At 72.1% G+C, this 12389-nt stretch carries 7 protein-coding genes; 2 read left to right on the top strand and 5 right to left on the bottom strand.

Going from position 1 to position 12389, the window contains the following annotated elements:
* Positions 1-12 precede the first annotated feature (12 nt).
* The 3 genes from ABD858_RS07790 to ABD858_RS07780 all read right to left on the bottom strand — a co-directional run bounded on the left by ABD858_RS07790 (position 13) and on the right by ABD858_RS07780 (position 3882).
* Positions 13-888 (bottom strand): trypsin-like serine protease, encoded by an 876-nt coding sequence (locus ABD858_RS07790; protein ID WP_345035439.1) that lies wholly within the window; start codon positions 886-888, stop codon positions 13-15.
* A 193-nt stretch (positions 889-1081) separates the two neighbouring features.
* Positions 1082-1555: a PaaI family thioesterase gene (locus ABD858_RS07785; protein ID WP_345035437.1), complete on the bottom strand. Its 474-nt coding sequence runs from the start codon at positions 1553-1555 to the stop codon at positions 1082-1084.
* 47 nt (positions 1556-1602) lie between these two features.
* Positions 1603-3882 carry an FdhF/YdeP family oxidoreductase gene (locus ABD858_RS07780; RefSeq protein ID WP_345035436.1) on the bottom strand — a complete coding sequence of 760 codons (2280 nt, stop codon included), beginning with the start codon at positions 3880-3882 and terminating at the stop codon, positions 1603-1605.
* Between the two features lie 155 nt (positions 3883-4037).
* Between ABD858_RS07780 and polA the strand changes: the two genes are divergently transcribed.
* Positions 4038-6743 carry a DNA polymerase I gene (gene polA, locus ABD858_RS07775; protein ID WP_345035435.1) on the top strand — a complete coding sequence of 902 codons (2706 nt, stop codon included), beginning with the start codon at positions 4038-4040 and terminating at the stop codon, positions 6741-6743.
* A gap of 27 nt (positions 6744-6770) precedes the next feature.
* On the opposite strand, the gene ABD858_RS07770 is transcribed toward polA, so the two are convergent.
* Positions 6771-7598 carry a DUF4184 family protein gene (locus ABD858_RS07770; protein WP_345035433.1) on the bottom strand — a complete coding sequence of 276 codons (828 nt, stop codon included), beginning with the start codon at positions 7596-7598 and terminating at the stop codon, positions 6771-6773.
* A 198-nt stretch (positions 7599-7796) separates the two neighbouring features.
* Between ABD858_RS07770 and ABD858_RS07765 the strand changes: the two genes are divergently transcribed.
* Complete coding sequence (locus tag ABD858_RS07765) at positions 7797-9515, top strand: lytic transglycosylase domain-containing protein (protein WP_345035432.1); 1719 nt, start codon at positions 7797-7799, stop codon at positions 9513-9515.
* 69 nt (positions 9516-9584) lie between these two features.
* On the opposite strand, the gene hrpB is transcribed toward ABD858_RS07765, so the two are convergent.
* Complete coding sequence (hrpB, locus tag ABD858_RS07760; RefSeq protein WP_345044340.1) at positions 9585-12239, bottom strand: ATP-dependent helicase HrpB; 2655 nt, start codon at positions 12237-12239, stop codon at positions 9585-9587.
* Positions 12240-12389 lie beyond the last annotated feature (150 nt).

The raw sequence follows: 12389 nt of genomic DNA, 5'->3' as shown, positions 1-12389 counted from the left end.
CGCTGTGTTGTGTCAGGGGAGGGTGACGAAGGGGGCGAGGAAGGCCCGGGCGCCGGGTGTGTCGAGGCGGTAGGTGACGTTGGTGGCGTAGCAGGGGGTGTCGCCGGTGATGGTGGTGGCGACGAGGGTGCGCTTGCCGTTCAGGGTGGCGAAGTTGGGGCCGCCGGAGTCGCCGTAGCAGGCGCCGCCGTTGCCCTGGGAGGCGTTCATGGAGAGGCGTATCCAGGCGTTGTTGAGGGCGTTGAAGCCGGTGGGGGCCTTCATGCGGACGCCGCCGCCGGGGTGGGTGTGGCCGCCGGGGCCGCGCTGGGCTTCCTGGGTGCCGTATCCGGCGACGACGAACGAGGTGTCTTTCAGGCCCTGGGGGCCGAGTGCGGAGAGTGCGCCGGCCTTGGGGAGGGTGGCCGGGGTGAAGTTCCAGCGGGCCTTGACCTTGGCGGCGGGCAGTTCGATGACGGAGATGTCGTGGGTGTCGGAGGCGGGGCCGGGGTAGGCGGGGTGGCTGTGGGCGGTGCCCTGGACGGCGACGGCTTCGGCGACGGCCGCGGGGTCTCCGGGGTGCTGGGCGGCGGCCTTGTCGAGGCCGGCCTGGACGTCCTGGTCGAGGGAGACATAGAACTTGACGTTCGCCGGCCAGTCGGTGGTGCAGTGGGCGGCGGTCAGGAAGGTGTCCGCGTCGATCATGGTGCCGGAGCAGACCCAGTCGACCCGGTCGGGGGTGGCGGGGTTGTCGTCGTTGTCCCAGGTGGCGACGAGGGCGCCGACCTCGGTGCGCTCGGGGGCGGGCGTCGCGTTGTAGGAGTTGATGGCGGACGAGGGCAGTGCGGCGCCGAGGACGACGGCGCAGGCGGCGGCGGTGACGGCGGTGAGCCGTGCGGCGGCGGTCAAGAAGATCCCCTTTTGGGTCGGCGGGACGGGTCTCCTGTGGGGGTGAGCGCCGTCAGTGAAACGCGCCGGTGACCGCTGCGGCAAGAGTGGCGGTGTTCTTTGACTGTTACTTGGTCAATTTCCTGTGCAGGGTGGGGAGTTGAGTGGTTCTTGCGGCGGTCGGGGTGTGTGCGGCCCCGGCCGCCGCGGGGTGTCAGACGAGGCCGTCGCCGGGGTTGGCCTCGCGCAGCAGGCAGGTGAGGCGGGCGGTGCAGACCCGCTTGTCGTGCTCGTCGGTGATGACGATTTCGTACGTGGCGGTGGAGCGGCCGCGGTGTACGGGGGTGGCGACGCCGGTGACCAGGCCGGAGCGCACCCCGCGGTGGTGGGTGCAGTTCAGGTCGACGCCGACGGCGATCTTCTTGGAGCCGCCGTGGAGCATCGAGCCGACGGAGCCGAGGGTCTCGGCGAGGACGGCGGAGGCGCCGCCGTGCAGCAGTCCGTAGGGCTGGGTGTTGCCCTCGACCGGCATGGTGCCGACGACCCGCTCCGCGGAGGCCTCGAGGATCTGCACGCCCATGCGGGTGCCGAGGTGCCCCGCGGAGAACAGCGCGGGCAGGTCGACGCCGAGCGCGGCGTACTCGTCGATGACCTCTTGTGGGAACTTCACGGTGTTCTGCTCGCCCATGGGGCCCGGCTCCGATCGTCTTACGGTCGTCTTGGATAAGCGAACGCTCAGTCGGTCCGTGATTGTTCCAGACGCACGACGACGGACTTGCTGGCGGGGGTGTTGCTGGTGTCCGCGGTCGCGTCCAGCGGCACCAGCACGTTGGTCTCCGGGTAGTAGGCGGCGGCGCAGCCCCGGGCGGTGGGGTAGTGCACCACTCGGAAGCCGGGGGCGCGCCGTTCCACGCCGTCCTTCCATTCGCTGACCAGGTCGGTGTACGAGCCGTCGGCGAGGCCCAGTTCGGCCGCGTCGGCGGGGTGGACGAGGACGACGCGGCGTCCGCCCTTGATGCCGCGGTAGCGGTCGTCGAGGCCGTAGATGGTGGTGTTGTACTGGTCGTGCGAGCGCAGTGTCTGCAGCAGCAGCCGGCCCTCGGGGACGTGGGGGTATTCGACGGGGGCGGCGGTGAAGTTGGCCTTGCCGGTGGTGGTGGGGAAGCGCCGTTCGTCGCGCGGGGCGTGGGGGAGGGCGAAGCCTGATGGCCGGGCGACGCGGGCGTTGAAGTCCTCGAAGCCGGGAATGACGCGGGCGATCCGGTCGCGGATGGTGGCGTAGTCCTTCTCGAACTCCTCCCAGGGGGTGGCGGAGTCCGCGCCGAGGACGGCGCGTGCCATGCGGGCGACGATGGCGGGCTCGGACAGCAGGTGGGGGCTTGCGGGGGTGAGGTTGCCGCGGGAGGCGTGGACCATGCCCATGGAGTCCTCGACGGTGACGAACTGCCTGCCGCTCGCCTGGACGTCCTTGTCGGTGCGGCCGAGGGTGGGCAGGATCAGTGCGCGGCGGCCGGTGACGGCGTGCGAGCGGTTGAGCTTGGTGGAGACGTGCACGGTCAGTGAGGCGCGGCGCATCGCGGCCTCGGTGACCTCGGTGTCGGGGGTGGCGCCGATGAAGTTGCCGCCCATGGCGAAGAAGACCTTGGCTTCGCCGTCGCGCAGCGCCTGGATGGACCGTACGACGTCGAATCCGTGGTGGCGGGGCGGTGCGAAGCCGAATTCCTTCTCCAGGGCATCCAGGAAGGCGGGTGCGGGCCGCTCGAAGATGCCCATGGTGCGGTCGCCCTGCACATTGGAGTGGCCGCGCACGGGGCAGACGCCGGCGCCGGGGCGGCCGATGTCGCCGCGCAGCAGCAGCATGTTGACGACTTCGCGGATGGTGGCGACGGCGTGCTTGTGCTGGGTCAGGCCCATCGCCCAGCAGGCGATGGTGCGCCTGGAGGCGAGGATCATGGCGAGGGCCTGCTCGATTTCGGCGTGCTGCAGGCCGGTGGCGGTGAGCGTCTCGTCCCAGTCGGCGGCGCGCGCGGTCTCGGCGAACTCCTCGAAGCCGTGGGTGTGCTCGTCGATGAAGGCCTGGTCGAGGGCGCCTTCTGTCTCCAGGATCAGTTTGTTGAGGAGGCGGAAGAGGGCCTGGTCGCCGCCGATGCGGATCTGGAGGAAGAGGTCGGTGAGGGCGGCGCCCTTGATCATGCCCTGGGGGGTCTGCGGGTTTTTGAAGCGTTCCAGGCCGGCCTCGGGCAGCGGATTGATCGAGATGATCTTCGCGCCGGCCGCCTTGGCCTTCTCCAGGGCGGAGAGCATCCGGGGGTGGTTGGTGCCCGGGTTCTGCCCGGCGACGATGATCAGGTCGGCCCGGTGCAGGTCCTCCAGGGAGACGCTGCCCTTGCCGATGCCTATGGTCTCGGTCAGCGCCGAGCCGGACGACTCGTGGCACATGTTGGAGCAGTCGGGCAGGTTGTTGGTGCCGAACTCGCGGGCGAAGAGCTGCAGCAGGAACGCGGCCTCGTTGCTGGTGCGGCCCGAGGTGTAGAAGAGGGCCTCGTCGGGGGAGGAGAGCGCCTTCAGTTCCTCCGCGATGATCGCGAAGGCCCGGTCCCAGGTGACCGCTTCGTAGTGCTCGGCGCCTTCCGCCAGAAGCATGGGCTGGGTGATACGGCCCTGCTGGCCGAGCCAGTACCCGCTGCGCGTGGCCAGATCCGCGAGCGAGTGGGCGGCGAAGAAGTCGGGGGTGACGCGGCGCAGCGTCGCCTCCTCGGCGACGGCCTTGGCGCCGTTCTCGCAGAATTCGGCGGTGTGCCGCTTGTCACCCTCGGGCCAGGCGCAGCCGGGGCAGTCGAAGCCGTCCTTCTGGTTGACCTTGAGCAGGGTCTGTGCGGTGCGCTTCAGGCCCATCTGCTGCTGGGAGATGCGCAGGGTGTGCGCGATGGCGGGCAGTCCGGCGGCGGCGTGCTGCGGTGCCGAGACCTGTGGCGCGTCCTGGACCGGGTCTCCCGCGGGCGGCTTCGTGGCCATGGTGCTCTCCCTCGAGCTGGGGTCCCCCGGACGAGGTCCGGGGAGGTGGCGCGTTCGCAGCAGATCCTGTCACGCATCGCCGACGGCGGGGAGCGGGCGTAGGTCCTGTCCTGGGCGCGGACCGGAATGTCAGTGGGTCGTGGCAGGATCGTGGCGTGGCTCAGACAGCGAAGAACAACGCAGAGAACCGTCCGCGCCTGCTCCTCATGGACGGGCACTCCTTGGCGTACCGGGCGTTCTTCGCGCTGCCCGCGGAGAACTTCACCACGGCCGCCGGCCAGCCGACGAACGCCATCTATGGCTTCGCGTCGATGCTGGCGAACACGCTGCGCGACGAGGCGCCCACGCATTTCGCGGTGGCCTTCGACGTGTCCCGCAAGACCTGGCGTTCGGAGGAGTTCCCGGAGTACAAGGCGAACCGCTCCAAGACCCCCGACGAGTTCAAGGGTCAGGTCGAGCTGATCGGCGAGCTGCTGGACGCGATGAACGCTCCGCGCTTCGCGATCGACGGCTTCGAGGCCGACGACATCATCGCCACACTGGCCACGCAGGCCGAGGCGGCCGGCTTCGAGGTGCTGATCGTCACCGGTGACCGGGACTCCTTCCAGCTGGTCACGGAGCATGTCACCGTGCTGTATCCGACCAAGGGTGTCTCGGAGCTGACCCGTTTCACACCGGAGAAGGTCGAGGAGAAGTACGGTCTGTCCCCGCGGCAGTACCCGGACTTCGCGGCGCTGCGGGGCGACCCGTCCGACAATCTGCCGGGCATCCCCGGTGTCGGTGAGAAGACCGCCGCGAAGTGGATCAACCAGTTCGGTTCCTTCGCGGAGCTGGTGGAGCGCGTCGACGAGGTCAAGGGCAAGGCCGGGCAGAACCTCCGCGATCATCTGGAGGCGGTGAAGACCAACCGCCGGCTGACCGAGATGGTGCGTGACGTCGAGCTGCCCAAGGCCGTGGCGGACCTGGAGCGTGCTCCGTACGACCGCAAGGCGCTGGCCTTCTTCCTGGACACCCTGGAGATCCGCAACCCGAACCTGCGTGAGCGGCTGCTCGCCGTCGATCCCGGTGCCGGAGAGGAGGAGGCCCCCGCTCCGGCCGCCGGTGTGGAGCTGGACGGCACGGTTCTCGGCTCCGGCGAGCTCGCCCCGTGGCTGGAGGCCCACGGCACGCGGAAGCTCGGCGTGGCCACCGTCGACACCTGGGGGCTGGGCGGCGGCAATGTGAGCGAGATCGCGCTGGCCGCGGCGGACGGGGCCGCGGCCTGGTTCGACCCGTCGCAGCTGGACGAGGCCGACGAGCGGGCCTTCGCCGCGTGGATCGCCGACGCCTCCCGGCCCAAGGTGCTGCACAACGCCAAGGGCGCCATGCGGGTCTTCCCCGAGCACGGCTGGCGTATCGACGGCGTCACCATGGACACCGCGCTCGCCGCGTACCTGGTCAAGCCCGGCCGCCGTTCCTTCGCGCTGGACGCGCTGTCCATCGAGTACCTGGGCCGTGAGCTCGCCCCGGCCGCGGCCGACGGCCAGCTCGCCTTCGGCGCCGACGAGCAGGCCGAGGCGGACGCCCTGATGGCGCAGGCGCGCGCCGTCCTCGACCTCGGCGAGGCCTTCGACGCGCGGCTCGAGGAGGTCGGCGCTGCCGGGCTGCTGCACGACATGGAGCTGCCCACCTCCGTGCTGCTCGCCCGGATGGAACGCCACGGCATCGCCGCGGACCGGGCGCACCTGGAGGCGATGGAGCAGCAGTTCGCGGGCGCCGTGCAGCAGGCCGTGAAGGAGGCGCACGCCTCCGTCGGGCACGAGTTCAACCTGGGCTCGCCCAAGCAGCTCCAGGAGGTCCTCTTCGGTGAGCTGGCCCTGCCCAAGACCAAGAAGACCAAGACCGGTTACACCACGGACGCCGACGCGTTGGCGTGGCTGGCCACCCAGACCGACCACGAACTGCCGGTCCTCATGCTGCGCCACCGGGAGCAGGCCAAGCTGCGGGTCACCGTGGAGGGCCTGATCAAGACGGTGGCGACGGACGGGCGTATCCACACCACTTTCAACCAGACGGTGGCGGCCACCGGCCGACTCTCCTCCACCGATCCGAATCTGCAGAACATTCCGGTGCGCACGGACGAGGGCCGGGCGATCCGCCGCGGGTTCGTCGTCGGCGAGGGCTTCGAGTCTCTGATGACCGCCGACTACAGCCAGATCGAGCTGCGGGTGATGGCCCATCTGTCCGAGGACGAGGGCCTGATCGAGGCGTTCGCCTCCGGCGAGGACCTGCACACCACCGTCGCCTCCCAGGTGTTCGCCGTGGACAAGTCCGCCGTCGACGCGGAGATGCGCCGCAAGATCAAGGCGATGTCGTACGGACTGGCCTACGGGCTCTCGGCCTTCGGGCTGTCCCAGCAGCTGAACATCGAGGCGGCGGAGGCGCGCGGCCTGATGGACACGTACTTCGAGCGCTTCGGCGGGGTCCGTGACTATCTGCGCCGGGTCGTCGACGAGGCGCGTGCCACGGGGTACACGGAGACGATGTTCGGCCGGCGCCGCTATCTGCCCGACCTGAACAGCGACAACCGCCAGCGCCGCGAGATGGCCGAGCGGATGGCGCTCAACGCCCCGATCCAGGGCACCGCGGCGGACATCGTCAAGGTGGCCATGCTCAAGGTCGACCAGGCTCTGGCCGAGGCCGGTCTCGAGTCCCGGATGCTGCTCCAGGTCCACGACGAAATCGTGCTGGAGGTCGCCCCGGGCGAGCGGGAGCGGGTCGAGGAGCTGGTCCGCCGCGAGATGTCGGCCGCGGTCGAACTCCGCGCCCCCCTGGACGTCTCGGTGGGCGTCGGCCCGGACTGGGAGTCGGCGGCGCACTGACGCCGGAACGCCCTTCGAGTATTGCCCTCAGTCGCCGGGCAGGCTCGCTTTGAGCCTGTCCGGCGATTTCGTGCGCAGGCGGACCGTGGTCGCGTACAGCAGCAGTCCCACCGCGAGGCCCGCGCCCGCGCCGAAGCACGCGGAGGGGATCAGGCCCAGCAGTGTGCCGTCGCCGTGGTACGCGTACCAGCGCACGCAGCGGTGCACCGCACCCACCGCCGCACATCCCACGAGCAGGGCAGCCGCACTCCATCGGCCGCGCGCGTCCAGTGCCGGCACGGGCGGCGACGCGGCCGCCGGGAGCCGGCACAGTGACGAGGCGACGAACCAGACGATCACCACCAGGGCCACCGCCGAGCCGCCGTACTGCAGATACAGATAGACGGGGAAGCCCGCCACGATCTCGCCGAGCACCGGCAGCACCTTCATGCCCCACCGGTCCAGGTGCGTGAACGTGTCCCAGAAGACATGCGTACTCGCCCCGATCGCCGCCGACAGGGCGAACCGCCATGCCGACGAAGGCAGTCGCGCTCCGCGCCACGACTGCCCGCGTACGAAGGCATGGACGCGTCCCTGCCATCCCCGCGGCAGCAGCGCCACCACCGGTTCACGCAGCAGCAGCCACAGTCCGGCCAGTACGGCGGTGATGAGCACATCGACGGTGACGACACCGACGACCGAGTGCGTGACGTCACCGAAGGGCATCGCGGCGGGCACGAACGAGGCGGCGAAATAGGTCATGTCGGGTGAGAAGGATCCGGCGACCAGTGCGGAGGCGATGAGCGGTCCGCGGGCCGCGCCGTCCCGTCGTATCCCCGGCAGCACGGCCGCGGCATGGCTCAGTGTGAACGGCATGATCCCCCTTGGTGGTTGTGTGATCAATGCCGCTCAGTATGCGGGACGTGACGAATAGAAATCGGACGCGAAGTGATCGTGGCGAACTGGTGAAATCTGGTCACGCCTCGGTGTCATGGGGCCGCTAGTTGTCGTAGGGTCACATGAGTCCTCGCGCGGGGAGCGCGAACTGCCGACGACGGGGAGGAACCAGACCTCATGGCTGCGCAATTCGGACGACGGCTGCGCAAGGGGGCGACCAACACCGCTGTGGCCGCGGTAGCCGTCGCGGCGCTCGCCGCCTCCCAGGCGCCGGGCAGCACGGCCGCCGCCTCCGGCGACCAGCCGACGTCCGACGCGGCCCCGCCTTCCGGTACCCCGGTCACCGGCAACTCCCCTTACCACACGGACCTTCCGCCGCTCGTCACCCCCGGCGAGCCCGGCACCTCGGTCGACCTGCCGGCGGGCGCGACCGAGGCACAGTCCGGCATACCCGCCTCCGTGCTGGCCGCGTACAAGCGCGCGGAGTCGACCGTCGGCGCCTCCGACCCGGGCTGCCACCTTCCGTGGGAACTGCTCGCCGCGATCGGCAAGGTCGAGTCGGGCCAGGCGCGCGGCGGCAAGGTGGACGCCAACGGCACTACTCTCACCCCGATCCTCGGCCCGGTCCTCAACGGTGTCGGCTTCGCCAACATCTCCGACACCGACAACGGCGCGTTCGACGGCGACAGCACACACGACCGAGCGGTCGGCCCGATGCAGTTCATCCCGCAGACCTGGGCCACCTGGGGCCAGGACGGCAACAACGACGGCCGCAAGGACCCGAACAACATCTACGACGCGGCGCTCGCCGCGGGCCGTTATCTGTGCGTGGGCGACCGTGACCTGGCGGTCCAGTCGGACATGGACCGGTCGATCCTGGGTTACAACCACTCCCGGGAGTACCTGAACACCGTCATGTCCTGGTTCCGGTACTACAAGCGCGGTACGCACGAGGTCCCGGACGGCACCGGCGTCCTGCCGACCACCCCGCCCACCACACCGAGCACTCCGACGCCCACCCCGCCGGCGACTCCGACGGCCACTCACAAGCCGACGCCGCCCGCGGGCAACAAGCCGTCTCCGACGCCGCCCGCGGGCAACAAGCCGTCTCCGACGCCGCCCGCGGGCAACAAGCCGTCTCCGACGCCGCCTCCCACCACACCTCCGGCCACGAAGCCCCCGACGTCGACGCCGACGCCCACCCCGACGCCCCCGCTGCAGCGCGTCAGCCGCATCGAGGACGCGGACACCGGGGCGCTGACCGCCACCGCGGGCAGCGCGTTCGCCGAGCGGCCGCGGGTGCGGGCGGAGGACGCCTCCGGCGCGGCGCTGGCCGGAGTTCCGGTGCGCTTCCAGATCATGGGCGGCACCGACGCCCGCTTCACCGGCGGTTCGGACGACATCGTCGTCATGACCGGCGCCGGCGGCACGGCGACCGCGCCGGTTCTGCGGGCGGGAGAGCGCACGGGCGAGTTCACCGTGCGGGTCACGGTCGCCGGCCGCGCGCTGCCCGGCCTCGACTACACCGCCACCGTGACGGCCCGTCAGGCGGACGCCCTGACCCGGGCCGGCAGCGCGGAGCTGACGGCCGCGCCGGGTGCCGAGTTCGCCGAGCCGGTGGAGCTCAAGGCCACCTACAAGGGCGCCGCGGCTTCGGGCGTGGCGGCGACCGCCACCCTGATCAAGTCCGCGGACGACCCGTCCGCGAACGACAAGGGCCCGTACTTCAAGGACGCACAGGGCAATCCGGTCCGCACCCTCGACGGGCTGAAGACCGACGCCGACGGCGTGCTGCGGCTCCCGAAGATCTTCACGGACGAGCTGACGGGCACCTACCTGCTCCGGATCACCACCACCGGCGGCGCGACCCTCACTCTCGAGCTGAAGGTCGCATAACCGGACCGTCCGAGGGCGGCCCCTCCCCGAAACGGTGTCAGCTCCGCCGGGAGGGGTCGTCGCCGCATGTCACCGCCTGAGCCGCGCGTTGGTGTGCCGGGTCGGCTCCGCTGTCGAAGGGTCCTCCGGCCACGGGTGCTTGGGGTAGCGGCCGCGCAGCTCGGCCCGTACGGACCGGTATCCGTCCTTCCAGAACGACGCCAGATCCGCCGTGACCGCGGCAGGCCGCCCGGCCGGGGACAGCAGGTGCACCAGCACCGGCACACCCGCCACCACCGGCGTCCCGTCGAGCCCGAACATCTCCTGGAGCTTCACCGCCAGCACCGGCTGCTCGCCTTCGTAGTCGACGCGTACCCGCGAACCGCTGGGCACCTCGATACGCTCCGGTGCCAGCTCGTCCAGCCGCGCGGCCTCGCCCGTCGCCCACGGAAGCAGCCGCCGCAGGGCCTGCCCCGCGTCGATGCGCCCCAGATCGGCCCTGCGCCGGGCCCGCGACAGCTCGGGCTCCAGCCACTCGTCCGTACGGCCGAGCAACGAGGCGTCCGACACATCCGGCCAGGGCGCGCCCAGCGTGTGGTGCAGAAAGCCGAGCCGCCGGCGCAGCGTCTCCGAGTCCGGGGTCCAGCGCAGCAGCCCGAGCCCTTCGCGTCGCAGCCCCTCGGCCAGCGCGGCACGCACCAGCGCCGGATCCGGGTCCTTCAGGGGCCGTACGGACAGCTCGACGGCCCCCAGCCGTTCGGCGTCGCGGGCGACGACGTCACCGTCCTCCCAGCGCACCTCCTCGCCCGACGCGAGCAGATGCCCGGCGGCGAGCCGTGCGATGTCCTCGTCGATCAGCGCGGCGAGCCGCACGCGCGCCGAGGCGGAGCGAGCAAAGCGAGATGGGGGTCCCCCCAGGCCGAAGGCGCTGGGGGAGGGCCGGTCGGCGACGGCCACCGCAAGCCAGGGCGCGTGGCGCAGAGGGGAGCCCTCACCGAGCTCGGCCCCGGTCCCGGACGCCATGAGGTACTGCCCGTCGCCGCGTGACCTGGCCACCCGCTCCGGGAAGGCGAGCGCGGCGACGAGCCCGACGACGGCGTCGTCGCTCAGGGCGGCGGGAAGGGGCGCGGTGGGGGAGAGGTCCGCCGAGGCGTCCCCCACGGACCCGACCGTCCTGGCCAGGCGGCGGGCTTCCTGGCGCCAGCGGGCCGCGTACGCGTCGCCGCCCCGGCGCGCCGTGCGCCAGGCCGCCGCGAGGTCGTCGCCGTACTCCCGTGGTGGCTCCTCGCTCAGCAGCGCGACCACCTCGGCCGCCCGGCGTGGGCCGACCAGCGGTGCGCCGTCGAGGAGGGCGCGGCCGAGGCGGGGGTGGAGGCCGAGGCGGGACATCGCCACGCCGCGGTCCGTCGGCCGGCCCGATGTGTCCACCGCGCCGATCGCGGTCAGCACGGAACGGGCCGCGGCCATCGCCCCGGCCGGCGGCGGGTCCAGCAGCGCCAGCCCGGACGCGTCGGGGTCGCCCCAGCACGCGGCCTGGAGGACGAACGCGGTGAGGTCGGCGACCTTGATCTCGGGGGAGGGGAAGGCCGGCAGGCGGACGTCCTCGGCCTCGTCCCAGCAGCGGTAGACGGTGCCCGGTGCCTCGCGTCCGGCGCGGCCCGCGCGCTGGCGGGCGGCGGCGCGGGAGGCCCGGACGGTCGTCAGCGCGCTCAGTCCCCGGGCGTGGTCCGTGCGCGGCTCCCGCGCCAGGCCCGCGTCGACGACGATCCGCACGCCCGGCACCGTCAGGCTCGACTCGGCCACCGAGGTGGCGAGGACGACCCGCCGGGTGCCGGAGGACCCGGCGAGGACCGCGTCCTGCACGGCGGCCGGGGCCCGGCCGTGGACCTGGAGGACCTCGGCGTCCAGCCCGGTCAGCTGCTTCGCGACGCGGGCGATCTCGCCGACGCCGGGCAGGAAGCACAGCACATCGCCCTCCCGCTCGGCCAGCGCTTGCTGCACCACCGAGGCGACATGGCCGAGCAGCGCCGGGTCGACCCGCATGCCGTGCGGCGGCCGCACCGGCCGGGCGGGGGGTGCCCACACCACGTCCACCGGGTGGGAGACGCCCTCGGCGCGTACGACGGGCGCGTCACCGAGCAGCCGGGCCCAGCTTTCGGCGTCGGTGGTGGCGGAGGCCGCCACCAGCCGCAGCTCGGGCCGGAGCGCGGCCTGTACGTCGAGCAGGAAGGCGGCGGCGGTGTCCGCGTCGAGGTGCCGTTCGTGGCACTCGTCGAGGATCACCACGTCCACGCCGGTCAGCTCCTGGTCGCGCTGCAGCCGCTGCAACAGGACACCGGTGGTGACGACCTCCACGACCGTCCCGGGCCCCACCACGCGCTCCCCGCGCACGGTGAAGCCCACCTGGCCGCCCACCTTCCCCCGGCCTTCGGCCGGGGGAACCCCCGTCTCGCTTCTCCCCCAGCCTCCGGCCGGGGGGACCCCCATCTCGCTTTGCTCGCCGAGCAGCCAGGCCATCCGCCGGGCGGCCGCGCGGGCCGCGATCCGGCGCGGCTCGGCGACGAGCACACGCCGCACCGGACCGCCGTCCCCGGTGAGCCCGGCGAGCGCCAGCGGCACCAGAGTGGTCTTGCCGGTGCCGGGCGGCGCGCAGAGCACGGCGCAGCCGTGTCCGTCGAGGGCCCGCCGCAGCGCGGGCACGGCGGTACGGACCGGAAGGCCGGTCAGGATGTCGTCGCGGATCACCGAACCAGTGTTCCAGCCGGCGCGGCGTCCGCACGCGCCTGCGGCGCGCGGGACGCGGCTCACCGCGCTCCTCGGGGCGGGCCTGGGGGCACCGGTTGCTGCCGGTTGCGGGTGCGGCCGGGGGCTGGTCCGGGGTTGCTGCCGTTGCCT

The sequence above is a fragment of the Streptomyces sannanensis genome, assembly GCF_039536205.1.
GTDB classification, from domain to species: Bacteria; Actinomycetota; Actinomycetes; order Streptomycetales; family Streptomycetaceae; genus Streptomyces; species Streptomyces sannanensis.
This window is presented reverse-complemented; position numbering and strand designations above follow the sequence as displayed.